At 53.7% G+C, this 25,245-nt stretch carries 20 protein-coding genes; 12 read left to right on the top strand and 8 right to left on the bottom strand.

The genetic code is table 11. The annotated features are described in order from the left end of the window. Positions 1 to 372: 372 nt before the first annotated feature. Together lysS and prfB are read right to left on the bottom strand one after the other, a co-directional pair. On the bottom strand, positions 373 to 1,905 hold the full coding sequence (gene lysS, locus FCS97_RS15535) for a lysine--tRNA ligase (RefSeq protein ID WP_138519352.1): 1,533 nt from the start codon (positions 1,903 to 1,905) through the stop codon (positions 373 to 375). A 3-nt stretch (positions 1,906 to 1,908) separates the two neighbouring features. Further along, positions 1,909 to 3,013, bottom strand: a protein-coding gene (prfB, locus tag FCS97_RS15530) for a peptide chain release factor 2 (protein ID WP_212746501.1) whose coding sequence is annotated in 2 segments (ribosomal slippage) — positions 1,909 to 2,940 and positions 2,942 to 3,013 — 1,104 coding nt in all. Because the reading frame shifts where the segments join, the coding sequence is not laid out codon by codon here. A 195-nt stretch (positions 3,014 to 3,208) separates the two neighbouring features. Between prfB and FCS97_RS15525 the strand changes: the two genes are divergently transcribed. Beyond that, on the top strand, positions 3,209 to 3,484 hold the full coding sequence (locus FCS97_RS15525; protein WP_171035340.1) for a CopG family ribbon-helix-helix protein: 276 nt from the start codon (positions 3,209 to 3,211) through the stop codon (positions 3,482 to 3,484). Positions 3,485 to 3,493: 9 nt separating this feature from the next. Continuing rightward, complete coding sequence (locus tag FCS97_RS15520) at positions 3,494 to 3,793, top strand: type II toxin-antitoxin system RelE/ParE family toxin (RefSeq protein WP_138519349.1); 300 nt, start codon at positions 3,494 to 3,496, stop codon at positions 3,791 to 3,793. 6 nt (positions 3,794 to 3,799) lie between these two features. On the opposite strand, the gene recJ is transcribed toward FCS97_RS15520, so the two are convergent. Together recJ and FCS97_RS15510 are read right to left on the bottom strand one after the other, a co-directional pair. Then, positions 3,800 to 5,539: a single-stranded-DNA-specific exonuclease RecJ gene (recJ, locus tag FCS97_RS15515; protein ID WP_138519348.1), complete on the bottom strand. Its 1,740-nt coding sequence runs from the start codon at positions 5,537 to 5,539 to the stop codon at positions 3,800 to 3,802. Beyond that, the gene (locus tag FCS97_RS15510; RefSeq protein WP_138519347.1) at positions 5,539 to 6,729 is read right to left on the bottom strand and encodes a hypothetical protein; all 1,191 of its coding nucleotides are present in this window, start codon (positions 6,727 to 6,729) and stop codon (positions 5,539 to 5,541) included. Before FCS97_RS15510 ends, recJ begins: the two co-directional genes overlap by 1 nt. A 73-nt stretch (positions 6,730 to 6,802) precedes the next feature. On the opposite strand from FCS97_RS15510, the gene FCS97_RS15505 reads away from it, so the two are divergent. Together FCS97_RS15505 and FCS97_RS15500 are read left to right on the top strand one after the other, a co-directional pair. Continuing rightward, positions 6,803 to 8,056 (top strand): lipoprotein-releasing ABC transporter permease subunit, encoded by a 1,254-nt coding sequence (locus FCS97_RS15505; protein ID WP_138519383.1) that lies wholly within the window; start codon positions 6,803 to 6,805, stop codon positions 8,054 to 8,056. After that, positions 8,049 to 8,738, top strand: coding sequence for an ABC transporter ATP-binding protein (locus FCS97_RS15500; protein ID WP_138519346.1), 690 nt, complete (start codon positions 8,049 to 8,051; stop codon positions 8,736 to 8,738). The genes FCS97_RS15505 and FCS97_RS15500 overlap by 8 nt, the downstream gene beginning before the upstream one ends. 9 nt (positions 8,739 to 8,747) lie before the next feature. On the opposite strand, the gene FCS97_RS15495 is transcribed toward FCS97_RS15500, so the two are convergent. Continuing rightward, the gene (locus tag FCS97_RS15495) at positions 8,748 to 9,305 is read right to left on the bottom strand and encodes a DUF2062 domain-containing protein (RefSeq protein ID WP_138519345.1); all 558 of its coding nucleotides are present in this window, start codon (positions 9,303 to 9,305) and stop codon (positions 8,748 to 8,750) included. Positions 9,306 to 9,320: 15 nt separating this feature from the next. On the opposite strand from FCS97_RS15495, the gene FCS97_RS15490 reads away from it, so the two are divergent. From FCS97_RS15490 to FCS97_RS15470, 5 genes are all read left to right on the top strand, one after another. Further along, the gene (locus FCS97_RS15490; protein WP_138519344.1) at positions 9,321 to 10,106 is read left to right on the top strand and encodes a TatD family hydrolase; all 786 of its coding nucleotides are present in this window, start codon (positions 9,321 to 9,323) and stop codon (positions 10,104 to 10,106) included. Between the two features lie 90 nt (positions 10,107 to 10,196). Beyond that, positions 10,197 to 12,632, top strand: coding sequence for a DNA internalization-related competence protein ComEC/Rec2 (locus FCS97_RS15485; RefSeq protein ID WP_138519343.1), 2,436 nt, complete (start codon positions 10,197 to 10,199; stop codon positions 12,630 to 12,632). Between the two features lie 98 nt (positions 12,633 to 12,730). Next, positions 12,731 to 14,146 (top strand): circularly permuted type 2 ATP-grasp protein, encoded by a 1,416-nt coding sequence (locus FCS97_RS15480; protein ID WP_138519342.1) that lies wholly within the window; start codon positions 12,731 to 12,733, stop codon positions 14,144 to 14,146. A 12-nt stretch (positions 14,147 to 14,158) separates the two neighbouring features. Next, complete coding sequence (locus tag FCS97_RS15475) at positions 14,159 to 15,118, top strand: alpha-E domain-containing protein (RefSeq protein ID WP_138519341.1); 960 nt, start codon at positions 14,159 to 14,161, stop codon at positions 15,116 to 15,118. Continuing rightward, entirely contained in the window at positions 15,115 to 15,918 is an 804-nt protein-coding gene (locus tag FCS97_RS15470; RefSeq protein ID WP_138519340.1) for a transglutaminase family protein, read from the top strand. The genes FCS97_RS15475 and FCS97_RS15470 overlap by 4 nt, the downstream gene beginning before the upstream one ends. A 548-nt stretch (positions 15,919 to 16,466) precedes the next feature. Here FCS97_RS15470 and FCS97_RS15465 read toward each other — a convergent pair. Next, positions 16,467 to 17,234: a 3-hydroxybutyrate dehydrogenase gene (locus FCS97_RS15465; RefSeq protein ID WP_138519382.1), complete on the bottom strand. Its 768-nt coding sequence runs from the start codon at positions 17,232 to 17,234 to the stop codon at positions 16,467 to 16,469. A gap of 84 nt (positions 17,235 to 17,318) precedes the next feature. Here FCS97_RS15465 and FCS97_RS15460 point away from each other — a divergent pair, with 84 nt between their 5' ends. Beyond that, complete coding sequence (locus tag FCS97_RS15460) at positions 17,319 to 18,179, top strand: alpha/beta fold hydrolase (protein WP_138519339.1); 861 nt, start codon at positions 17,319 to 17,321, stop codon at positions 18,177 to 18,179. 30 nt (positions 18,180 to 18,209) lie between these two features. Continuing rightward, positions 18,210 to 20,504 carry a RelA/SpoT family protein gene (locus tag FCS97_RS15455; RefSeq protein WP_138519338.1) on the top strand — a complete coding sequence of 765 codons (2,295 nt, stop codon included), beginning with the start codon at positions 18,210 to 18,212 and terminating at the stop codon, positions 20,502 to 20,504. A gap of 1 nt (position 20,505) precedes the next feature. Here FCS97_RS15455 and ppk1 read toward each other — a convergent pair whose 3' ends face one another. After that, on the bottom strand, positions 20,506 to 22,647 hold the full coding sequence (ppk1, locus tag FCS97_RS15450) for a polyphosphate kinase 1 (protein ID WP_138519337.1): 2,142 nt from the start codon (positions 22,645 to 22,647) through the stop codon (positions 20,506 to 20,508). Positions 22,648 to 22,791: 144 nt separating this feature from the next. On the opposite strand from ppk1, the gene ppx reads away from it, so the two are divergent. After that, positions 22,792 to 24,291 carry an exopolyphosphatase gene (gene ppx / locus FCS97_RS15445; protein WP_138519336.1) on the top strand — a complete coding sequence of 500 codons (1,500 nt, stop codon included), beginning with the start codon at positions 22,792 to 22,794 and terminating at the stop codon, positions 24,289 to 24,291. A 20-nt stretch (positions 24,292 to 24,311) separates the two neighbouring features. Here ppx and FCS97_RS15440 read toward each other — a convergent pair whose 3' ends face one another. Further along, on the bottom strand, positions 24,312 to 25,112 hold the full coding sequence (locus tag FCS97_RS15440; RefSeq protein WP_171035339.1) for a GNAT family N-acetyltransferase: 801 nt from the start codon (positions 25,110 to 25,112) through the stop codon (positions 24,312 to 24,314). Positions 25,113 to 25,245 lie beyond the last annotated feature (133 nt).

Genomic DNA, 25,245 nt, shown 5'->3' with positions numbered 1-25,245 from the left:
AAGCAAGTATTACAACAATGGCAGAGCGAAGCATAGTGAGCCGAGCAATATTTTGGATGCTAAGTGTAATAGCGCGCTCATCGTGCGCGAAGCAGGTACTCCGTTGTGCATCACCAGCGCTCAAGTTCACCTCATGTGCTGCACCGTCCCGCCGATTTCAGGTGGGCTTCCCGCTTGATGCGCAGCGAGGGGCGATTGCGCAAGCAATCGATGCGAACACGCTTTTGCGTTTCGCATGAACCGAGCAAGCAATCAAGAAGGGATGAAAGCCCGCCAAGGCGGGATGGTGCAACACATGAGGTGAGCATTGCACTTGCAGTGAACAAAAACCGCGCAGGTGACTGAATCACGCCCGCGCGGTGCAAGTTAAACTTAATCTTCGCGCCGCAGGTGCGGAAACAGAATCACGTCCCGAATGTTCGGGCTATCAGTGATCAGCATCATCAAACGGTCGATACCAATGCCACAACCACCAGTGGGTGGCATGCCGTATTCAAGCGCTCGAATGAAGTCTGCGTCGTAGAACATGGCTTCATCATCGCCTGCCTCTTTCGCCTCAACCTGCTTCTTGAATCGATCGGCCTGGTCTTCCGGATCATTCAACTCGGAAAAACCATTGGCAATTTCACGGCCAGTGATGAACAACTCAAAACGCTCCGTGATTTGTGAATTCGCATCGGATGCGCGTGCCAAAGGCGACACTTCAACCGGGTAATCCACGATGAAGGTGGGTTCCCACAACAGGCTTTCAGAAGTTTCTTCGAACAGAGCCAACTGCAAAGCACCGACACCTGCATTTTTTAGCGCAGGTTCCTTGTCTACATGCACGCCTTTCTTGGCCAAGGCCTTTTTCAGGTAGTCGATGTTCTGCAAATCGTCTGTGCCGTATTCAGGGAAATACTTTTGAATGGCTTCAACAATGGTCAAGCGTGCAAAGGGCTTGGACAAGTCAAGCTCACGACCCTGGTAAGTGAGGCTTGCGCTGCCGGTTGCGGTGGTGGCCACGTGTTGAATCACCTGCTCGGTGAAGTCCATCAAGTCGCGGTAATTCCAGTACGCTGCATAGAATTCCATCATGGTGAATTCAGGGTTGTGGCGCGGGCTGACACCCTCATTCCGGAAGTTGCGGTTGATCTCGAACACGCGCTCGAAGCCACCCACAATCAGGCGTTTCAAATACAGTTCAGGCGCAATGCGCAGGTACATTTCCATGTCCAGCGCATTGTGGTGGGTGATGAAAGGCTTGGCTGAAGCCCCACCCGGGATCACATGCAACATCGGTGTTTCTACTTCCAGAAACCCGTGATTGGTCATGAAATTTCGAATCGAGGACATGCCTTTGGAGCGTGTCACAAAGGTGTCGCGTGTTTGATCGGAAACAATCAAATCCACGTAACGCTGGCGGTATTTGATTTCCTGATCGGCCAGGCCATGGAATTTGTCAGGCAGCGGGCGCAGGCTTTTCGCCAACAAATGAATTTCCGTGCAGTGCACACTCAACTCACCTTTGTTGGTTTTGAACAGCTTGCCTTTGGCTGCGATGATGTCGCCCAAATCCCAGTGCTTGAATTCGCCGTGAACGCCCTCGCCCACACCTTCATTGTTGATGTAAAACTGAATGCGGCCTGTGCCATCTTGCACGGTTGCAAAACTGGCTTTGCCCATCACACGTTTCAACATCATTCGGCCTGAAACGGACACCTCAATACCCTGTGGATCGAGTGTTTCTTTGTCAAGCAAACCATAATGGGCATGCAAATCGGCAGCACGGTGCTCAGGCTTGAAGCTGTTGGGGAAAGGCTGGCCTTTCTCGCGCAATTTGCTCAACTTGCCGCGGCGCTCAGCAATAATCTGGTTCTCGTCAACAGGTAGTTCTTCGCCAGCGGCTTGTGTTTTGTCGTTCATGATTTAAATACCTTGCTTCAAGCTGGCTTCAATGAATGGGTCGAGGTCGCCGTCGAGTACGCGCTGGGTGTTGGAAATTTCAACACCGGTGCGCAGGTCTTTGATGCGGCTGTTGTCCAGCACATAGCTGCGAATTTGATGGCCCCAGCCCACATCGGTTTTGGTGTCTTCCAAAGCCTGTTGCTCGGCCATGCGCTTGCGCATTTCGAACTCATACAGCTTGGCTTTCAACATGCCCCAGGCTTCGTCGCGGTTGCGGTGCTGCGAACGGTCGTTCTGACACTGCACCACAATGCCGGTGGGAATGTGGGTTAAGCGAACCGCAGAATCGGTTTTGTTGATGTGCTGACCACCCGCACCACTGGCGCGGTAAGTGTCGGTGCGAACATCGGCTGGGTTGATTTCGATTTCAAAGGAATCGTCGACTTCCGGATACACAAAGAGTGACGCGAAAGAAGTGTGGCGCCCGCCAGAGGAATCGAAAGGTGATTTGCGAACCAGGCGATGTACGCCAGTTTCGGTGCGCAGGTAGCCAAAAGCATATTCACCTTCGACCTTCACCGTGGCCGATTTGATACCCGCCACGTCGCCGTCAGATTGTTCCATCACCTCAACTTTGAAACCCTTGCGTTCGCAGTAGCGTAGGTACTGGCGCAACAAAATGCTGGCCCAGTCCTGGGCTTCCGTGCCACCTGCACCTGCGGTGATGTCGATGAAGCAGTTGGCCGGGTCGGCCGGGTTGCTGAACATGCGGCGGAATTCAAGATCGGCAATAATCTTTTCATATTCAGCCACATCGGCCTCGATCGCTTCCAGCGTGTCGAAATCCCCTTCGGCTTCGGCCATTTCCACCAATTCTTGCGCATCGCTGATGTTGGCCTGCACGGTGTTCATGGTCACCACCACGCCATCCAGCATCTTTTTCTCTTTGCCCAACTCTTGCGCGTGTTTGGGATCGTTCCAAACATTGGGGTCTTCCAGTTCGGCGTCAACTACAGTGAGTCGCTCGGCCTTGCGGTCGACGTCAAAGATACCTCCGCAACTGGCCTGCACGGTCGGCAAGGTCAGTCAGGGCGTTGATGATGGCATTCAGGCGTTCGGCTTCCATGTTTCTCTAACAAATTCAATGTGCGTAACCCTACATTATAGTCCAATCCGCATGGCCATAGCGCATGCGTGCTTTGAGGAAGGGTTTCACTCAGTCAAGGTTTGTCACCCTCCCCCATTTCACAAAGCTTGTGGTCCCATGATCTGATTCAGTATGATTAACTTTCAATCAAAGCAAATAATGAGCGAAATCCATATGGCTACCGACAAAACCCGCGTGATCACTGCGCATGTACCGGAAGACCTGGCCAACAAGGTGGATGAAATCGCCGAGAAAATGGACCGCTCCAAGGCTTGGATTGTGAAACAGGCTTTGAATAATTACGTGGCGGAGGAACAGGCCAAGTATGAGATGACGCTGGATGCTATTCGTTCCGTAGAAGAAGGCAACTTTGTGCGGCATGAGGACATCTTGAAATGGATTCATGATGCAAATTCCGAAGCCCTGAAATCTCAAGAACGCAAAGCCTGACAACCCCTCATGTTGAATTGCGAAATTGTCTGGTCAAGCGGCGCTTCGACCGACCTAAAACGCTTGCACGCGTTTTTACTTGAGAAAAGCGTGGATGCTGCCATTAATGCTTCGGAAGGTATTGCTGCGGCGACTCATAAGTTAAGAAGTTTTCCCCGCTTGGGCGAACGTATGCTTGAATTTTCAGAACAGGAAGTTAGGCGCATTTATTCCCGACAATACGAGATTCGTTACAGCGTCATTCAGTCCAGAGGCTCTACGATCATCGTGATACTGCGTATTTGGCACACACGCGAATTGCGCCATTGAGAAGCATCACAACACATGTTCCACAATGATTTGCACCGCATCGCCACCGGTAAAGGAGTCCCTTTCAAACCGGTAGGCCAGCTTGACCCGGGCCGGCAACGCCTCCACGGCTCGCCAACGCAAGGCCACAAAGGTTTTGCCATCACGGCGCAAGGCGAACTTGCTGTGCGCGTTTTTCAGCAAACGGTGTTCAAGTACTTCAAATTCATCGCAAAACAAGGGGGCCGGAAAGCCCTGTCCCCACACCTGGGTTTCCAGAAGGTCGGCTGAGCTGGCCGCGATGTAGTCGGCGGGGATTGAACCATCGGTCTCCACCACCTGGGTCAGTGCGCTGGGGTCGCTCAAATCCAGAATGGCTTTGGCAAATTCAATTTTGAATTGCTCAATGGCGCCCTCAGCAATGGTTAAGCCAGCCGCCATGGCATGGCCGCCGAACTTGGGCATGCTGCCTTCGGGCAGGCGTTTGCACACCAAATCAAGCACATCGCGCAAATGCACGCCCTGCACGGAACGGCCGCTGCCTTTCCAGAAACCATCATCGCCAGGGGCCAGCGCAATAGTAGGCCGGTACAGGCGTTCTTTGATGCGAGACGCCAAAATGCCAATGACACCTTGGTGCCAAGTGCTGTGGGCCACCACAATGCCTGCGGCGGGTTCATCCTGGCTGATGAACTTTTCAATGTCTTCCAGCGCATCGCGTTTCATGTCGGCTTCGATACGCTTGCGTTCTTCGTTCATTTTGCCAAGCTGGGCGGCCAGTGCACTGGCCTCGGCAGCGTCGTCGGCCAACAAAGTGCGAATGCCGATCGCCATGTCGGCGAGGCGACCTGCTGCGTTCAGACGCGGGCCCAGCGCAAAACCCATGTCGGCTGCTGTGGCCTTGCGGGGGTCGCGGCTGGCTTCATGAAACAAGGCCAGCATGCCTGGTTGGGCGCGACCTGCACGAATGCGCTGCAAACCATGCGACACCAGTCGGCGGTTGTTGGCATCCAGTTTAACCACGTCGGCCACGGTGCCCAGCGCCACAAGGTCAAGCAACGCGTCAATTCGGGGCTGACTGGCGGCGTCGAACACGCCACGTTCGCGCAACACCGCACGGGTGGCCAACAACACATAGAACATCACACCCACCCCGGCAATCGACTTACTGGGGAAATTACAACCGGGCTGGTTGGGATTCACAATGGCCAAGGCTTGCGGCAGTTGCTCACCGGGCAAGTGATGGTCGGTCACAATCACGCCAATACCCAACTCATTGGCCTCATTCACACCCTCAACACTGGCAATGCCGTTGTCCACGGTCACCAACAAATCGGGTTCAAATTCTTGGGCAGCCAGTTGAACAATTTCAGGGCTCAGGCCATAGCCGTACTCAAACCGATTGGGCACCAGAAAATCAATGTGGTATCTCGCCGCTTCTTCATCGGCTCCCAAACTTTGCAGCAACATGCGCAAGCCGCGCACGCCCACCGCGGTGGCGGTTGCGCCATCGCAATCGTAATCGCCCACAACCACGATGCGTGCACCTGCTTCTAAGGCGTCTGCCAGAATTTCAGCGGCTTGTTCAATGCCTTTCAACTCGGCGGGCGGAATCAAATCAGCCAGTTTCATTTCGGCTTCGGCCTGGGAAGCAATACCCCGTGCGGCCATGAGCCGGGCCAACAAAGGGTGCATGCCCTGACTACGTAGCGCAGCTTCAACTTGTGGGCGTGGTGTTCGAACACGATGTTGAACCGTGTTGCTCATCATCGCCCCTCCCACTCAGCCTGAATGCTGTCTTGGTCGCGCTGACCTTGCTGCCATGCCGCTTGCAAGTCTTCCTCTGAAGGGCCTTCCTGCATTTCGGGTTCACCCAGCACGGCCCAGTTCGGTGTGTTCTGCCAAAATTTAAAGCGATTCATCCAGTTGCTTGTTAAAGTTTTCCAGCCATTGTTGCCCAACAGCACCCAGTTAAAAGCCAAACCCGCCAGGCGCATGGGTTGCAGCACCTCGCTTTCCAGCAATTTGAACACAGCAATGTTGCCGCCCCAACCCTGAAAGTTCACGCAATACACGTGATCAGGTTTTGGCCCGGAATCGGTGTACTGTTTCAATACGGGATCCAGCAATTGGGTCCAGAACACAAATCGATTCACCGCCTCGTCTGCGCCATCGGTCATTTTGACAGCGTCGAATACGCCGTCCTCTGACACTGATTTCACACGCGGCAGCGGCAAATCAGTTTGCCAAGCCTCGCCACCACCCCAGAACCACAGTGCATTCAAAGGCTTTAAGCCTTTGGCCTCGCGGGCCTTGTTGAATTCAGCGTTGTGCAATTCCACCTGCATGTTCAGCCACATGCGCCGCCAGTCGCTGCATTCGTGGGTCATGGGCAGGTAGTCGGTCAATCGAATGCCTTGCACCGACCAGGGCGATGCCTGCTCCATGGGCACAGGCACAGGGTTGCTCAACAGGCTGTGAAAGCCTGCCGGGGTGTTCAATGACCAACCATGCTTGTCCAGCAAGGGTTGAACCACGTTCCAGAAGGCCTCCAAGTCAGCCTTGCCCACCTGCAACACCTCGGGCGGCGTAAAACGCACGCCATCCCTTTCAATTTCCAGGCAACCCACTGTGCCCCAAAACCGGGTGAAAGGCGTTAAGTGGCTAACATCGCCATCCGCGTTGAACCTCTGAAGCATGGCCCAAGCCGGGTACTGGTCGAACTTTGCTTGCGCTTCTGAATCCAAGTAGCGCAACAGCCAGGCTTCAATTCGGTCCAGCCCGTCTGCATGCTGGTATTCGGGCGCAGCATTTCTGGCCATGGTTTGCAGCAAACCGGCTGGCAGGCCTTGAAAGGATTGAGCCTGCGCGGTGGCCGACAGGCGTTCAAGTGCCATTTCAGGCACAAGAATGTTGGGAACGAACACCCACAAAGGCGCATTGCTTGGTTTGGACACGGTTTTATTCACACTACAATGAGAGCGCTTTGAAACTTCAGAAGCGCATTTGAACAATTCGGGACAATTTGTGATTAGTTTACCCTTTGATGTTGAAATTGCACTGCGTTATGTGCGCGGTGGCGGCCACAGAAGCCGCGACAAATTCATTTCCTTCATTTCCGGATTGTCCATGGCCGGCATCGGGCTTGGCGTGGCGGCGCTTATCGTCGTGTTGTCGGTGATGAACGGCTTTCAAAAAGAAGTGCGCGACCGCATGCTGTCGGTGATTGCACACATCGAGGTACTGGCCCCACAGGAAGGCTTCGACAACCCCGAGGCACTGGTGGGCGCAATCAAAAGCGCCAACCCAAAAGTGATTGGCGCTGCGCCCTATGTCGCTGGTGAAAGCATGCTGGCGCATGGCGATTTGTTGCGCCCAGCCATTGTTCGCGGCATTGACCCTGCACAAGAACAGGAAGTTTCAGATTTCAAGGAAGTGATTTCCGGCAGCCTCAGCAACCTGCAAGCTGGCGAATTTCGCGTGGTTTTGGGCATTGAGCTGGCCAAGCAGATTGGTGTCAGCGTGGGTGACCGAATTACGCTGATTGCACCTTCAGGCCAAATGACCCCCGCCGGCATGATTCCCCGTTTGAAAGCTTTCGAAATTACCGCCCTGGTGAGCACTGGCCATTATGAATACGACAGTGGCCTGGTGTTGATGAACCTGGACGACGCAGCACGCTTTTACCGCAGCTTGGGCCCCACCGGCATTCGCGTGAAGCTCAACGACATGGATGCGGCTCCATTCGTTGCCCGTGACATTGAACGCCAATTGCCACCCACAGTTTGGGTTCGCGATTGGTCAGTGCAAAACCGCACCTGGTTTGCTGCCGTGCAAACTGAAAAACGCATGATGTTCATCATTCTCACACTGATTATCGCCGTGGCGGCATTCAACCTGGTTTCCATGCTGGTGATGACCGTGAAAGACAAGCGCGGCGAGATCGCCATTCTGCGCACCTTGGGTGCAAGCCCTTTTGCCATTCAGCGAATTTTCATGTTGCAAGGTGCACTGGTGGGCTGGATTGGTACATTTTTAGGTGTAACAGCGGGTTGGTTGTTGGCCATCAATTTGGGCACCATCGTACCCGCCATTGAACGTGCGCTTAGCGTTGAGTTCTTGCCAAAATCAATTTACTTCATCAGCCAGTTGCCCTCCGACCCACGTGCAAGCGATGTGGTCACCATCGTCACCGTGGCCTTGGTGCTCAGCGTGCTCAGCACCATTTACCCAAGCTGGCGTGCATCGCGTGCCGAACCTGCGGAGGCCCTGCGTTATGAGTAATGTTGTTCTGGAAACAAAAAATCTGAGCAAGGCGTTCAAAGGCATTACTGCGAACGACAAAGCAACACAAGTGATCAAAAACCTGAACTTTCAGGTGCAGGCAGGCGAAACCGTGGCAATTGTTGGTGCCTCCGGCGCAGGCAAAAGCACGCTGTTGCATGTGCTCGGTGGGCTTGAAAAAGCCGACAACGGTTCAGTGCTGTGGGCTGGCCAGGCGATCGAGCCTTGGTCGGTTCGCAAACTGGGCATGGAACGCAACAAAACCTTGGGCTTCATTTACCAGTTCCACCACTTGTTGCCGGAATTTCATGCGCTGGACAATGTGGCCATGGCATTGCGTATTGGTGGAGAGAACAAACAAGTGGCGCGAGAAAAAAGCGCTGTATTGTTGAAACAATTTGGCCTTGAACACCGGTTAAACCACCGCCCTGCGGAGTTGTCAGGCGGCGAACGCCAGCGCGTGGCGATTGCGCGCGCCATGGTGACCAACCCAAAAGCCATTTTGGCCGATGAACCAACAGGCAACCTGGACCAGGACACAGCCGACCAGGTGTTTGAAAGCCTGATACACAGCAAGGCAGCCAACAAATCGGCCTTGATCATCGTGACCCATTCCATGGAATTGGCGCGCAAGTGCAGCAAGGTGTTAAGGCTAGAAAAAGGCGAATTAAAACCGGAATAGGAGCAACGCCTAGCGTGGTGCGGAAAAATTGCGCTTGCGCCTGCGCACCACTGCAATTCGCACACCCAAGTTCCAGGCCACACGAACGGTGAAGTAGCCCAATAGAGACAAGGTCACCATCAGTGCGGGCAAACCCACCGCCAGCGACGGTCCCATGGACAACATCCAGTCCAGCATGGCGTGGGTGGAATCGCCCCAGGCTGACCAATTCCATTCGGGCAGGGGCTGCATGGTGGCCTCGCCGATCTCGCCCAAGAAAAACTGCCCGTAGGCCACTGCGACCAAGTACAAAGGTACGATGGTGATGGGGTTGGTATACAAAGTGACGGTAAAGGCCACTGGCATATTGACTTTGGCCAACACCACCCAAATAAGCGCTCCAAATATTTGAAACGGACCGGGAATCAAACCGCAAAACAGACCTGCCGCCACACCCCCCGCAATACTTTTGCGGTTCAAGGCCCAAATATTGGGATGCCCCAAGAAGCGTTTGAATGGCCGTGCCCAAGACAGTCGATCGAAATGATCGGGCGTAGGCAGGTACTTGCGAATTTTCCGACGAAACATGGCAAACTTTAAAGTATGTGGACCGACACGCACCTTCATCTTGATGCTTCTGAATACGACAGCGATCGCACCGCTGTAGTTCAGCGGGCGCGTGAATTGCATGTTACCCGCTTTGTATTGCCCGCCGTGGGCGCATTCAATTTTGATGCGGTAAAAACCTTGGCTCACAGCATTCAAGGCGCGGTGTACTGCCTGGGCATACACCCCATGTTTGTAGACAAGGCAAAAGAAGAAGACCTTTTGATCTTGAGGCAAAAAATTCAGCGGTCAATTGATGACCCCAAGTTTGCGGGCATCGGAGAGATCGGACTGGACGGCTTTGTGCCTGGTTTGAACTGGGACAAGCAGGTTCAATTTTTCCATGCACAACTTAAATTGGCACGCGATTTTGATGTGCCTGTGGTGATGCATGTTCGCAAAGCGCAAGACCCTGTTTTAAAAGGCCTTCGAATATACAAACCACGCAGTGGCATTGCCCACGCATTCAACGGCAGCTTTCAGCAAGCAGATCATTTTCTGAGTTTGAACATGTGCCTTGGCTTTGGCGGGGCCAGTACTTTCACCCGGGCACTTCAGCTGCGGCGGTTGGCTGCCGAGCTACCCGAACATGCCATGGTGCTTGAAACAGACGGCCCCGATATTGCACCAGAATGGATTAACAAACAGCGCAACGCGCCTGAACACCTGCCGAGAATTGCGCAAACCATCGCCGAGCTGCGCGGTTTAAGCATGCAGGCACTTTCTGAGCAAACGCAATTGAACTCGCAACGCGTGTTGCCCGCCCTCGCCCTTCAAGGCTAACCAACGTCATCACCCGATCGCGTTCATCATTGGTGAACTCGACCGCCTTGGTGCACGCTTGCAGGCTTGCCTCTACTCTGAAACCGAGTCGTGCCTTCTCTGCCGCTGTTCACCACAGCCTACCTGCTTAGCCTACTGCTGTTTCACAGCCAAGCCACGCTGCCATGGGTGTGGACCATGGCCTACAAAAGCTTCGGCGAACACAGCATCATTTTGTTTGCTTGGGCAGCCATCTTTCTACTGCTAGGCGTTCGAGGTGGTGTCAGTCAACACAACACTGAGAAACTCGCATGGTTCATTCTGGGTTTTGCAACAGCACAACTGTGCGCAGGCATTCAGGCCGCAGCGCATCAACAGGCTCAAATACCTTTGGCTTGTAACAAGCACACCATTCAATCCGAATTTCGGCTAATTGAAAAAACCTTTCGCGACAACGGCGCACAAACCTGGCTGCTTGAACACACGCCGCAACGCCCAGCGCGCGTTAGCGAATGCCTGGTCACGGGTGCGCGCTTGCAAACTTTCGTCGAACAAGCGAATGCACACCGAGAACTTCGGCCTGGCCAATTCTTTCGGGCAACGGTTCGAATCAAACCACCCAAAGCACCTTTGCAACTGGAAGGGTTTGATGTTCACCGCCACTGGTTTGCCAATCGAATCGCTGGCACTGCCCAACTGAAAGGCGGGCTGGAGAAATTAACTGACTCAGCCCTGTTGAATCCGCTGAGCGGGATGGAACGGGCACGCCTGTACATAGCAAACATCATCGTCACGGCCTTGCAAGACCACCCCGAACAAGCTTTGGTGTTGGCCATGGTGGTGGGTGATCAAGGCCTGATCAGCCCGGAAGACCGGGAAATGTTCAGCGCCACAGGCATTGCACATTTGGTCGCTATTTCCGGTTTGCACATTACCCTGTTTGCCATGCTGGCGGGCAAATTGTTCAGTGCACTTTGGCGTCGATCAAGCAAGCTGTGCCTTCGCCTGCCAGCCCCTTTGGCAGGCAGCGCATTTGGATTGGTGTTTGCAGTGTTGTACGGCCTGATTGCAGGCTGGGGAGTGCCCGCGCAACGCACCGTGTTCATGCTGTTTGCGCTATTCGTGGGGCAAGTGCGGGGCGGCATGCAAAGCAGTTGGGACACCTTCTTTCTCGCCCTGTTTCTAACCCTTGCGTTTGACAACTGGGCCGTTCTGGATGCGGGCTTCATTCTCTCCTTCGGTGCGGTGGCCGTGCTTATTTTCGTGACTCAGGGGCACTATCACTTCATCAAACCCAAGCAGGAATTGATTGTCAACGCTGTGAAAGCCCAATACACGGTGACCATCGGACTGATACTGCCCTGTGCAATGCTGTTTAACCAGCAGTCGTTGGTTAGCCCGGTGGCCAATGCCCTGTCCATTCCGTGGATGAGTTTTGTAAGCACGCCACTGGCCTTGCTCGGCGGACTGGCCCAACAACCGTCCTTACTTTGGCTGGCCGCCAACAGCCTTGCCTTGCAACGCGAATGGCTTGTATTTTTCAATGAATTAAGTTGGGCCACCCTGCCGGTGCACAACCAGCCCTGGTGGATTAATGGCCTTGTGGGCATGGGCTGCCTGGTGTTGATTTTGCCCGCTGGCTTAATTCCAAGATGGACAGGAGTTGCACTGATTGCCTTGCTGGCACTTCCACCACCCAGGCCTGAACACAATGATTTCTGGATGACCTTGATGGATGTTGGTCAAGGCACCGCCATCAGCATTCAAACCCGAAATCATCTTTTAATTTACGACGCTGGCCCCGCATTCAACGCACGGGCTGATTCAGCCAGGCGCGTGCTGCTGCCCTGGATGGCAGCGCACGGCTATCGACAAGCTGATGTGTTCATGCTGTCGCATGATGATGCAGACCATTCAGGCGGCGCACCACTGCTGTTGGAAAAAGCCCCGCCCATTCAGTTCATCTCCTCGATCAAGCAACAACACAATTTAAACCGGCTAGCCCACACCCGGAAAAGCGGCACAGCAAACTGCCACACACTGAAGCCATGGACTTGGGATGGCGTGACATTCACACCAATCGGGCTTGATGCGCCTGAACATTCACCCCAAAAATTATTGGCCAAAAACAACCAAAGTTGTGTGCTAAAAATAGGCAATTCGAATCACAGCGTACTGCTGACTGGTGACATCGAAGCGATTTCCGAAATGACCTTGTTGGCGCAACATGGCGCAAAGGCCTTGAAATCCCGGGTTTTGATCGTGCCGCACCACGGCTCAAAAACCTCTTCTACCATGCCGTTTCTTCAAGCCGTTCAACCCGAATATGCCCTGATACAGGCTGGTTGGGAAAACCAGTTTGGTCACCCGCACAAAGCGGTGATTGAACGATACGAGACCATGGGCGTCCAATGGTTCAACACCGCCCAAAATGGTGCAATAAGATGGAAGTTTAAGCACCTGAACTTCCAGCCTGAAGTGGACAACGCACGGCAGCATCGTCAGCGCTACTGGCACATGCACGAAAGCGGTGCAAAAGCGCCTTAACACTGTTAACTTTATGGCTAAGCGCGACACAATCAGCCTGCATGCGCTTGGCATGCTTCTTGTTACTTCATGACTACACAGAACAGGAATAACAACTTATGTCATCAACACCCTTCGACGAAATGTACACGCCCGGCGGAGAAGTTCGCCCGCATTATCAGGATTTTTCGCGTTGGCTGGAAATGCAAGCTCCTGAAAAACTGCAGAACAAGCGCGCAGAGGCGGACCTCATATTCAGACGGGTCGGCATTACCTTTGCCGTGTACGGCGAAGAATCTGGCACTGAACGGTTGATTCCATTTGACATTGTGCCGCGCGTGATTAAAGCCTCGGAATGGAAAACACTGGAGGCTGGCTTGCGTCAACGTGTTCAGGCCTTGAACATGTTTTTGAAAGACATTTACAACGAGCAAAAAATACTGGGCACAGGGCTAATTCCGCCTGAACAGATTTTCAACAATGAACAGTACCGCCCCGAAATGCAAGGCGTGAAAGTGGCTGGCGACATTTACGCACACATTGCCGGTGTTGATGTGGTGCGTGCCGGTGAAGGCGAGTTTTACGTGCTCGAGGACAACCTGCGTGTGCCCTCGGGCGTCAGCTACATGCTTGAAAACCGGAAAATGATGATGCGCCTGTTTCCGGAACTGTTTGCCCGCAACCGTGTAGCACCAGTTGAACATTACCCTGACAATCTGCTGGAAAACCTGCGCTCGGTTTCACCACAAAACAGCACCGACCCCACGGTTGTGTTGCTCACCCCAGGCATGTACAACTCGGCGTATTTCGAGCACGCCTTTCTGGCCCAGCAAATGGGCATTGAACTGGTGGAAGGCAAAGACATGTTTGTGGATGAAGAGGTGCTTTATATGCGCACCACGCAAGGCCCCAAGCGTGTGGATGTTATATACCGCCGATTGGATGACGATTTTCTCGACCCATTGGCATTTCGTGAAGATTCACAACTGGGCGTTCCCGGCCTGTTGTCGGTGTACCGCGCGGGCAATGTAACCTTGGCCAACGCGATTGGCACAGGCGTGGCCGATGACAAATCGATTTACCCCTATGTACCCGACATGATTCGCTTTTACTTGAGCGAAGAACCCATTATTCAAAACGTACCCACCTGGCAATGCCGCAAACCAGACCAATTGAAAGAGGTGTTGGACAAGCTGCCGGAATTGGTTGTGAAAGAGGTTCATGGTGCGGGTGGGTACGGCATGTTGGTGGGCCCTGCATCCACCAAAGCGCAAATTGAAGATTTCCGCCAGAAGGTGATTTCTGACCCGGCAAAGTTCATTGCCCAACCCACACTGGCATTGTCGACCTGCCCTACTTTTGTGGAACAGGGCCTGGCCCCCCGCCATATTGATCTTCGCCCTTTCGTGTTGTCTGGCAGCAAAGTCAGCTTGATCCCGGGCGGCTTAAGCCGGGTGGCACTGCGCGAGGGTTCGCTGGTGGTGAACAGCAGCCAGGGCGGCGGCACCAAAGACACCTGGGTACTGGAACGATAAGGAGCAATCAACATGTTAAGTAGAACTGCTGACCACTTGTTCTGGATGGCCCGTTACATTGAACGCGCCGAGAACACAGCCCGCATGCTCGACGTGAACGTGCAAACCGCACTGCTTCCGCAGGATCCGGAGAATGCAGAACAAGGCTGGCGAGCCATGCTGTCCATTTGTGAGTTGACCGAAGCATTTGCCCAAAGGCACGACGAAGTCAGCGCAGAAGCTGTGATCGACTTCATGGTGAAAGACCCCAGCAACCCTTCCAGCATTTACTGTTGCCTGCAAGGTGCCCGAGAAAACGCGCGTGCTGTGCGTGGTGCGCTTACCACCGAGGTTTGGGAAACCAACAACACTACCTGGCTGGAATTGAAGAAGGTGTTGGCCGACGGCACAGTTGAACGCGACCCCTCTGAATTTTTTGAATGGGTAAAGTTTCGCAGTCATTTGTCGCGTGGCGTCACCATTGGCACCATGCTGAAAGACGATGCATTCCGTTTCATTCGCTTGGGTACCTTTCTGGAACGTGCCGACAACACCGCACGACTGCTGGATGTGAAATTTCACAGCATGCCTTTTAGCCCATTGGCCAATTTAAGCACTGCCGACCCCCATGCCGATTACTACCACTGGGCTGCCATTTTGCGTTCAGTGTCTGCATTCGAAACTTACCGTAAAGTGTATCGGGACGTGATTACACCCGACCGTGTTGCCGAATTGCTGATACTGCGCGACGACATGCCACGTTCGCTGCTGGCTTCACTGAATGAAGTGTGCGCCAACCTGGAAATGATTCGAAACGACTATTCAGCTTCCACTGAACGCCGCGCGGGTAAACTGCGCGCCGAGTTGCTGTACAGCCAAATCGACGACATTTTGCAAATGGGTTTGCATGCGTATTTGACCAACTTTCTTGAGCGCGTGAATGATTTGGGCAACCGGATCAGCAAAGATTTCCTGGTACCGCTTGAGGCATGAAACTGCGCATTCAACACCACACCACCTATCGCTATACTTGGCCCGTGCTGTACAGCATCCAGCACGTGCGCCTGACACCGCAACAGGACACCAATCAAAGAATTGTCGACTGGAAAATCAAAACACCAGCAAGACATCACAGCGCCTGCGATCACCATGGCAATGCAGTGCACACCTTCTCGGTGAACCAACAACACCGGGAGCTATCTGTTCAGTCTCAGGGCCAAGTTGAAATTGATCCCCTTGAAGACGGCTACACCCCGGTTCAATCTTTTTCACTTCATCCCTTGGTCTACACCCCCACAACGCCGCTCACTCAATTCAATGATGAAATGCGCGACTTTGCCAGCTTCGTTTCTGACAAGCACATTCCATTTGCACATCGAATATTGACCTTGGCCCACGCCGTGGCCGATCGTGTGGTGTACACCAAAGGCAGCACGACAGTGGCTGACTCGGCCATGCAAGCCTTTGAAAATGGACAGGGTGTTTGCCAGGACCATTCTCATGTAATGCTGGCCTGCCTGCGCGCACACCGCATTCCTGCACGATACGTGAGTGGCTACTTTTTCAACCCCAATGTGGAACAGCACGACAGCCACGCTTGGGTTGAAGTGTTCGATGAAACCCGCCAGCAGTGGCTGGGGGTGGATGCCACGCACAAATCGTTGGTGCAGGGCAATCACTGCCGCCTGGCTGTGGCCAAAGATTTCACGGGTGCGTCTCCAATTCGTGGCATACGCACGGGTGGTGGGCAGGAAAGCCTCGACGTGCAAGTGACCATTGAGCGGGTTGGCTGATTCACCGGCTGGTCTTTATAGCCCGATCGGCTTGGGTTCCGATCTCTCGCCTGCCGGTTTACTGCCCCAATCGGCTTGGGTTCCAATCTCTCGCCTGAAAACCTGGTTTTCCCTTTTCGAGATTCTCCCTGACTCACCTCGATCGGCAAAAGGGCGGGCCGAGTCTCGGTGCCGGCCTTTGGCCGACCGTGGCGGGTGAATTCAAACGGGCAGGTTTTCTTGAAGGCGAAGCGATCGAAACACCGCCGCCGATTGGGCTACAGACCCAGCCGACGGTGACGCTGAGCTGAACTTGCAATGGGTCGCACGATGACCGGTCAGAAAACTTGCCGGCCTGGCGCGCTGAGACAAACGACCGTGCCCTGGCGCGAAAGCCAAGACCCGACCGTTACTTTTGGAGGGCTTGGCTTAGTGCAGGCTCAAGCAGACAAGACGATATGCCAAGTTTTCGGGCAGCGGTGACCCTTCAAGTTCAGCTCCTGAGTCACCAATGACAGGCGGCACAAGTAACCCACGCCGAGTTCAGCAAATAACCGCAGTGGCGACGCTTACTGCGCCACCCACCCTCCGTCCATATTCCACGCAGCACCCCGCACTTCCTGCGCATCGTCGGAGCACAAAAACACCACCAGCCCACCCAACTGCTCTGGCGTTACAAACTCTTGCGACGGTTGTTTTTCACTCAACAAACCCACTTTCGCTTCTTCAACAGAAACACCTTCCCGCACCGCACGCGCATCCACCTGTGCCTGCACAAGCGGCGTCAGCACCCAACCCGGGCACACTGCATTGCAGGTAATGCCGGTTTTGGCATTTTCCAAAGCAACTACCTTGGTCAAGCCCACAATGCCGTGCTTGGCAGCCACATAAGCCGACTTATTGGCCGAGGCCACCAAGCCGTGGGCAGAGGCAATATTCACAATCCGCCCCCAGTTGCGTGCCTGCATACCTAGCAATACGAGGCGTGTGGTGTGAAAAGCTGCGCTCAAGTTAATGGCGATTACCGCATCCCACTTGGCGGGATCAAAGCTTTCCACGGGCGACACATGCTGAATACCCGCATTGTTCACCAGCACATCCACCCGGCCAAACAGGGCTTCGGTGCTTTTCACCAGGTCTTCAACTTCTGCCACTTTGCTTAAATCAGCACCGTGATAGCCCACTTTCACACCATGGGCAGCAATGCTTTGCTTGGCCGCCTCGATTTGTTCGGATGTCCCAAAACCATTGAGCATCACATTGACACCCTTGGCAGCCAAGCGCTGGGCAATGCCCAAACCGATACCACTGGTTGAACCGGTGACCAACGCATTCATGTTCTTAAAATCCACGGATGAACCTCTTTCGACAATGAAACTCTGAAATACTGATTAATACAATTCACAGGAGGGTATTGAACAATGCTGACAGCGCGCTTGCACACCGTGCAATGGTTAAGCCCGCAGGGTTTACACAAATTAGCCTACCGCGAATGGGGCGACCCCGACAACCCACATGTGTTGTTGTGTGTGCATGGCCTAACCCGCAGCAGTGCTGATTTTGAATCCCTGGCTCAAGACCTTGGGAAAAACCTGCGCGTGGTGGCTGCCGACATGCCTGGTCGGGGAAGGTCTGATTGGCTGCCCGACCCTGCCCTCTATGGCGTACCCACCTACGTGAGCGCCTGTGTGGCCTTGGTGGCCCGCTTGAACGCAGATACGCTGGATTGGTTTGGCACTTCCATGGGAGGCCTGATCGGCATGGCTTATGCCAGCCTGCCCAACAACCCGATTCGAAAGCTGATACTGAATGATGTGGGCCCAAGCCTGAACTTTGGCGCACTACAACGCATTGGCGACTATGTCGGAAAACCGGTTCAATTTCAAACACTTCAAGAGGCCCGGCAATACATTCGAACCATATCCCAACCCTTTGGCCCGCACACCGAATCCCAATGGAATGAATTGTGCGACTCAGTATTGATCGAAAAAAACGGTCACTGGCAACCCCACTACGACCCCGCAATCGGCCATGCATTTCAAAACCTGTCAGAATCCACTACCTTGCTGCATGAGAGCGCGCTTTGGGCGGCATTTGACTCAATCAAAGCCGACACACTGGTGGTGCGCGGCGAACACTCCGACCTGCTATCGAAACAAACAGTGGCGGAAATGAGTCAACGTGGCCCCAAGCCACGCGTTATCGAGGTGCACGGCGTTGGCCATGCCCCCACTTTCATGCAGAACGAGCAAATTAATATTGTTCGCAGCTTTTTGTTTTAAACTGGTCCTAACGAATCCACCCAAACAAACATGGTTTCAGTTTCATCAACACTGGGCTCTGAGAAGAAAGGCAGCGCTGCAGCGCCTGCCCTGGTGTTGTTGAACAAATTCGACGCAGCCCGCGTTGAAGAGGCACTGAATTATGCGCGGCTTCATGCTGCTGATCATATTCTGGACACGCAAGAGCCTGCGATTCAACACATGCTGGCTGTGGCCGATCTGTTGGCCGAACTGCGAGCCGATGCCAATACCCGGATTGCCGGCGCCTTGGGCCCATTGGTGTTTTTTGACAAACACCTAGAAAGCCACATGGAGAAAAAGTTTGGTGATGAGGTAGGCCGCATGCTGGCCAGCCTGCGCAAGCTTTTTAAAATGCGATCCATGGTAGGCCCAAGTGCCAGCCGTAACACCATTGAAACCTTGCGCTGGGCCGACCAAATTGAAACCCTGCGCAAAATGTTGCTGGCCATGTCCACCGACATTCGCGTCATCATGATTCGCTTGTGCTCACGCCTGCAAACCTTGCGGCATTTCACCAGCCACGACGACATCAAAAACGAAAAAGGCCCGTTATGGCCTTATGCCGTGTCGCATGCGCAAGAAACCCTAGACCTGTATGCCCCGCTGGCCAACCGCTTAGGCTTGTGGCAACTGAAGTGGGAACTCGAAGATCTGTCGTTTCGTATCCTGCAACCAAACACGTACAAAAACGTGGCCAAAATGCTGGATGAAAAGCGCGTCGAACGTGAAGCATTCATTGAGTCGGCCATGGCCAGCATCAAAGAAAACCTGTTGCTGGCCGGTATTCATTGCGAAATCAGCGGTCGCCCAAAACACATCTACAGCATCTGGAACAAAATGCGTGGCAAGGGCATCAGCTTCGACAAGCTGTACGATGTGCGCGCATGCCGTGTGATTGTAGACACGGTCGACGACTGCTACACCGCACTGGGCATTGTTCACAATTTGTGGACACCAATCCCTGAGGAATTCGACGACTACATCAGCAAGCCCAAACCCAACGGCTACCAAAGCCTGCACACCGTAGTTCAAGACGAAACCGGCAAAACACTCGAGGTGCAAATACGCACGGAAGCCATGCACCAGTTCGCTGAATATGGTGTGGCTGCACATTGGCGCTACAAAGAATCGGGCAAAGACGGCTACACCGGCGAAAGCCGCGCCGAGGGCCAGTTCGAAGAGCGAATTGCCTTGTTGCGCCAATTGCTGGCCTGGCAAAAAGACGTCACCGACACCATGGGTGAAGCCAGCGACTGGGCGCAGGAAATGAAAACCAGCGCCTTGAACGATCGCGTGTATGTGTTCACACCACAAGCCAAAGTGGTGGAATTGCCCACAGGCAGCACGCCGCTAGATTTTGCTTACCATGTGCACACAGAGCTGGGGCATCGTTGCCGCGGCGCCAAAGTGAACGGGCAAATGGTGCAATTAAACACCCCGCTGGACAACGGCCAAACTGTGGAAATTGTGAGTGCTCGCGGCGACGCGGCCACAGGCCCTTCCCGCGACTGGTTAAACCCCACCCAAAAATACCTGATCAGCCACCGCGCGCGCCAAAAGGTCAAGCAGTGGTTCGCTCAGCAAGAACGCAAGGAAACGCTTGAACGCGGCCGAGCCATAGCAGAACGCGAACTTCAACGAATTGGGCAAACCGCACAAAACCTGGAGCTGTTGGCCCAGAAACTGGGTTACGAAAAACCCGACGACTTGTATGTTGCGCTGGCCCGTGAAGAAATACGGCCCCGCGCCATTGAAAACGCCTTGCGCGCCGACCTGCAACCTTCCGGGCCATTGTCCGATGAAGAACAAGTCGAAATACTGAACAAACGCAAACCTGGTTCACAAGGCAACTCAGCGGGCAAGGAATCGGGTGTGCTGGTGGTGGGTGTCAGCACCTTGATGACCAACCTTGCACGGTGCTGCCGCCCAGCGCCGCCTGACCCTATTATTGGTTTTGTCACCCGGGGCAAAGGAGTGTCCATTCACCGCCTGGGTTGTTCCAACCTGGCCGAGGTCATGCGTCGTCAACCCGAGCGCTTGATTGAAACCACCTGGGGGGAATCCTCGGGCTTGCACTATCCCGTGGATATTGCTGTCACCGCAAACGACCGCCAAGGCTTGCTGCGCGACATCACCGAGGTATTTTCAAAAGACAAAATCAATGTGATTGGCGTACAAACAGAAACGCAGCGCGGTGTTGCCAAAATGCAGTTTACCGCTGAGGTTAGCAGCGGTGAGCAGTTGCGTGGTGCACTAAGCCACTTGCTTGAAGTGAATGGAGTGTTCGAGGTTAGACGACGATAAGTCAATTTGATTCCGTCGGACCAAGCGGCTCTCTGTGTTCCACAAAACTGGCAGCCAAGGTACCCAGCAAATAATTCTGTGAATTCATGCGGCGCGCGCCAGTGGGCTTGCGTCGAACGTAGTTTCCATTTGAGTCCATGATCCAGGCCAGAATATTGTCTGCCAACAAAGCCTTCAAACCTTCGTCAATTACGCGCTTTTTCAGCTTCTTGTCAGTCACAGGTACAGCAAGCTCGACACGTCTGAAGAAATTCCGGTCCATCCAGTCGGCACTTGAAATAAACACCTCTTCATCACCATCGTTACTGAAATAAAACACGCGGCTGTGTTCCAGCAAACGGCCCACCACCGACCGAACGGTAATGTTCTCGCTAAGGCCAGGCACACCGGGACGCAAAGCACACACACCCCGCACAATCAAATCAATTTTTACCCCAGCCTGTGACGCGGCATAAAGCTCATTGATCAGGTGTGGCTCCAGCAGAGCATTCATGCGCGCCATGATTCGGCACTTCTTGCCGGCCTTGGCCAGTTCAGCTTCTTTGCGTACCGCAATCACCACATTGCTGTGCAAATTAAATGGCGAATTCCAAATTTTGTTCAATTTCCGGGCGCGGCCCAGGCCAGTCAAGTGATTGAACACTTCGTGCACATCGTGCCCCAACGACTCATCGCAAGAAAACAAACCGAAGTCGGTGTACAGGCGAGCGGTCTTGGGGTGGTAGTTGCCCGTACCCAAATGCACATAACGGCGCAACACCACCTTGCCAGTCTCGGTTTTTTCCCGGCGAACCACCATCAACATCTTGGCGTGGGTTTTCTGGCCGACCACGCCGTACACCACATGGGCGCCAACCCGCTCTAGTTTGGATGCCCAGTTGATGTTGGCTTCCTCATCGAAACGGGCCATCAGTTCCAGCACCACCGTCACTTCCTTGCCACTTCGTGCGGCAGACAACAGGCTGTCCATCAGCACCGATTCCGTACCCGTGCGGTAAATGGTCTGTTTGATCGCCACCACATCGGGATCGGTCGCTGCCTTTTTGATGAATTCCAGCACTGGGCTGAAACTTTGATACGGGTGGTGCAGCAACACATCACCCTTTTGAATCGCCTTGAAAATATCGGGCTGCTTCACCAAGGCATCGGGGCGACCTGGCGCAAAAGGCGCAAATTTCAAGTCTGGGCGATCCACCCAGTCTGGCAATTGCATCAAGCGCACCAAATTCACCGGACCATTCACTCGATAAAGTGCCTGCTCGGACAATCCAAACTCTTTCAACAAACGCGAGGTCATGTCTGGCGAGGTTTGATCACTCACCTCAAGGCGCACTGCATCCCCAAAGTGCCGCTGCGACAATTCACCCTGCAAGGCCACACGCAAATTGGTTATTTCCTCTTCGTCCACATACAAATCACTGTTGCGTGTGACACGGAACTGATAAACCCCATGGACTTCCATGCCGGGGAACAACTCGGGGATGAAGGCTTGCAAAATCGAGGTCAACATGACGAAACCATGCTCGTAACCCGACAAATTGGACGGCATGCGAATCAGTCGCGGCAAGGCGCGCGGTGCCTGCACAATTGCCACATTCGACGCACGCCCGAAAGCGTCATGGCCGGTCAATTCAACCGCAAAATTCAGTGATTTATTCAGCACGCGCGGAAACGGGTGCGCAGGGTCCAATCCAATCGGTGTTAAAACCGGCAGCACCTCGTGCCTGAAATACTGACGTGCCCAATGTGCCTGTTCTTCATTCCAGGTGGCCAGGGTCATCAGGGCAATGCCCTCCTCCCGCATGGCGGGCAACACCGACTCATTGAGCAGGCGGTATTGCTGTTCCACAATTTCCTGAGAGACAACTGACACCCTGTGCAATGTTTCAAGTGCACTCAAACCATCTTTGTCAGTGAATTCGGGATTCTGTCGAATTTGTTCCTGCAAACCCGCTACCCGAATTTCAAAAAACTCATCCATATTGCTGGACACAATACAGAGATACTTCAAACGCTCCAGCAAGGGCACACTTTGGTCTTCAGCCATGGCCAACACCCGACGGTTAAAGGCCAAAACGCCCAACTCGCGGTTTAGAAACAATTCTTTGTTGGGTGCTACGTCAGAAACAGCGGCTACTTTCAAACAAAACTCCAAATGTGGATGCGTTATCCTTGATGGTATTTCAAAAATGTGACAAACATTTGAAAGTGGTCAAATGGCGACAAACAAAGCCAGTGTGCTGCATTTGTGGCATTCTAGCGCCTGACCTGAAACACAGAACAAACAATGTCCAAGCAACGTCAGTTGATTGCAGCCGTAGACATGGGTTCCAGCAGCTTTCGAATGATTGTTGCCCGGGTAGAAGAACTCAACGGTCAATCGCAAATTTACATCATCGACACCCTGCGCGAACCCGTTCGTTTGGGTGCGGGCCTGAACGCCCAAAAGTATCTGGATGACGCATCTCAAGAACGTGCTCTAGGCGCACTGAGCCGGTTTGGCGAACGCTTGCGCTCTTTTAAACCCGGTGAAGTCCGCGCAGTGGCCACCAATGCAGTGCGGGTGGCCCGCAACGCCGTGGAGTTCATTACCAAGGCCGAAGCAGCCCTGGGCTTTCCGATTGATGTTATTTCAGGCGTGGAAGAGGCCCGCTTGGTTTACTGCGGCGTTGCCCATCAGTTGCCAATTGGTCAGGGCAAACGCCTGGTCGTCGACATTGGTGGCGGATCGACAGAATTCATCATCGGTGAAGACTACGAACCCGAAGCCATGGAGAGCTTGTACATTGGCTGTGTCAGCACTGCACAACAGTACTTCGCCGATGGCAGTATCAGCCCCCGTTCCATGAAAAATGCGGTGATGGCTGCCCGCAAAGAAGTGGCGGTGCTGCGCCGGCAAATGCTGGACATGGGCTGGACCCACGCCATTGGCTCTTCAGGCACGGCCAGAGCCCTGGCTGAAATCTGTATCTCAAACGGATTCACGCAACATGGTATGTCTGCAGAAGGTCTTCGGCTGATTCGTGAACACGTCTCTGCAGCAGGCCATCTTGACAATATCACCCTTGAGGGACTGAAAGTGGACCGCCTGCCCATGATGCCAGGCGGCTTGGCCGTGATGAGTGCAGTTTTCGAAGAGCTTGAAATTGAGCACATGGATGTGACCGACGGCGCACTTCGCCAGGGCTTGCTCTACGACATGTTAGGCCGCCAGCACAACGACGACATGCGCGAAATTACGGTGGCCCAGTTTCTGCACCGCTACAAAATTGACAGCAAACATGCGGGCAAGGTCAAAGTACTGGCTGAGTTGTTATTCAAACAACTGATGAAACAATTGCCCGAGTTGAAAGAGCAATTGCCCATGCTGCATTGGGCGGCGATGTTGCACGAAATTGGTTTGTCGATTGGGCACAACGGCCACCACAAACATGCGGCATACATTCTCAGCAATGCTGACATGCCCGGTTTTTCAAAGCGGGAACAACAACTGCTGTCCACCTGGGTATTGGCACACAACGGAAAACTGGGCAAGGTCAGCGACATTGCCAACACAGCGATTCATTGGGCCGCACCCATGTGTTTGCGTTTGGCTGCGCTGTTTTTGCGCCGCAGAGAAGTAGAGGCTTTGCCTGAACTGAAGGTGAAGTTGCTTGAACAAGGCATCCAGATGAGCGTGCCCAAAAACTGGCTGATTACCCACCCTTTGACGCAATACAGCCTTGAAACCGAGGTTGAGCAGTGGCAACGCATCGGCCTTGAACTTGAACTGCTGACCCGGCGCTAAGCCGGGCCATTTAAACCCGATCAAATAAAGCCGAAGTGCCTTGCGTAACGCGGGCTCATCTTGTCGATTGACAACAACATCATGAAGTCAGCGGTGTTGAAGTCAGGGTCCCATGCAGGCTCTCCACACACCACCGCACCTAGCCGCAAATAACCTTTTACCAAGGGTGGCGGCTCAATTTCCACATCGCAACGCAGGCGTTCAACCGGAAGGCGGTTCTTTGGAAACACCTGGCAACTGGCATCAGCCAGGTGCGGTTCAAGCTGTTTGAACAGGCTGGCAGCCTGGTGCCCGCCGTCGCGAAGGCTTACGCTTGCACAACCAATCAAATGTTTGTAGCCACCCAGTTTCATGTATTGCGCAATGCCGCTCCACAGCAGCATGATGGCAGCGCCGTTGCGGTAATCCGGGTGTACGCAAGACCTTCCCACTTCCACCGTTGTTTTGCGAAGCCGCTCAATCCGGTTCATAAAAAACTCGGTTTCCGAGTACCAGCATTTCAAGCGCGCCGCATTTTCTGGCGCAAGAATGCGGTAAGTACCCACCACCTCACCGGTTTGGCTGTTTCTTACAAGAAGGTGATCACAGTAGGCATCAAACACATCATGATCAATCCCGTTACTACCCAGATCTGCACCATATTCTTCAGAAAAAATATTGAAACGTAGTTTTTGGGCCTCGAGCACCTCGGCCGCTGTTCTGGCCAGGCAAACCTCCAGCGAAGGGGCCTGTGCGCGCGCAGGAGTGCTCAGGTACAAGGCATTTCTCAAGGCATCTTGCTTGGTGACATCGTGCTTGATCGCTTCCATCCAAGGGTCCATTTGTCATTTCGATGACACGAAATGTACGGATTGCATGTGACAGCGCGATAAAAGAAATATGAAGAAAAGGTGACTGAACTGAAAATGTTGCTTGACAAGCTTCAGGAAAAGCCTAAACTGACTTCAGCAAAAA

Origin of the sequence: Limnobacter alexandrii (assembly GCF_005871185.1) — a bacterium.
GTDB classification, from domain to species: domain Bacteria; phylum Pseudomonadota; class Gammaproteobacteria; order Burkholderiales; family Burkholderiaceae_B; genus Limnobacter; species Limnobacter alexandrii.
The sequence above is the reverse complement of the archived record's forward strand: the minus strand, read 5'-3'. Positions and strand labels throughout refer to the sequence as shown.

Bases quoted from the DNA above. Each gene is read 5' to 3' on its own strand.
- FCS97_RS15500 (WP_138519346.1), top strand. From the start codon at position 8,049: ATGAGTAATGTTGTTCTGGAAACAAAAAATCTGAGCAAGGCGTTCAAA.
- FCS97_RS15490 (WP_138519344.1), top strand. From the start codon at position 9,321: ATGTGGACCGACACGCACCTTCATCTTGATGCTTCTGAATACGACAGC.
- FCS97_RS15440 (WP_171035339.1), bottom strand. From the start codon at position 25,112: ATGGACCCTTGGATGGAAGCGATCAAGCACGATGTCACCAAGCAAGAT.
- ppx (WP_138519336.1), top strand. From the start codon at position 22,792: ATGTCCAAGCAACGTCAGTTGATTGCAGCCGTAGACATGGGTTCCAGC.
- FCS97_RS15465 (WP_138519382.1), bottom strand. From the start codon at position 17,234: ATGAATGCGTTGGTCACCGGTTCAACCAGTGGTATCGGTTTGGGCATT.
- lysS (WP_138519352.1), bottom strand. From the start codon at position 1,905: ATGAACGACAAAACACAAGCCGCTGGCGAAGAACTACCTGTTGACGAG.
- FCS97_RS15455 (WP_138519338.1), top strand. From the start codon at position 18,210: ATGGTTTCAGTTTCATCAACACTGGGCTCTGAGAAGAAAGGCAGCGCT.
- FCS97_RS15525 (WP_171035340.1), top strand. From the start codon at position 3,209: ATGGCTACCGACAAAACCCGCGTGATCACTGCGCATGTACCGGAAGAC.
- FCS97_RS15520 (WP_138519349.1), top strand. From the start codon at position 3,494: ATGTTGAATTGCGAAATTGTCTGGTCAAGCGGCGCTTCGACCGACCTA.
- FCS97_RS15475 (WP_138519341.1), top strand. From the start codon at position 14,159: ATGTTAAGTAGAACTGCTGACCACTTGTTCTGGATGGCCCGTTACATT.
- FCS97_RS15480 (WP_138519342.1), top strand. From the start codon at position 12,731: ATGTCATCAACACCCTTCGACGAAATGTACACGCCCGGCGGAGAAGTT.
- FCS97_RS15470 (WP_138519340.1), top strand. From the start codon at position 15,115: ATGAAACTGCGCATTCAACACCACACCACCTATCGCTATACTTGGCCC.
- FCS97_RS15495 (WP_138519345.1), bottom strand. From the start codon at position 9,305: ATGTTTCGTCGGAAAATTCGCAAGTACCTGCCTACGCCCGATCATTTC.
- recJ (WP_138519348.1), bottom strand. From the start codon at position 5,539: ATGAGCAACACGGTTCAACATCGTGTTCGAACACCACGCCCACAAGTT.
- FCS97_RS15460 (WP_138519339.1), top strand. From the start codon at position 17,319: ATGCTGACAGCGCGCTTGCACACCGTGCAATGGTTAAGCCCGCAGGGT.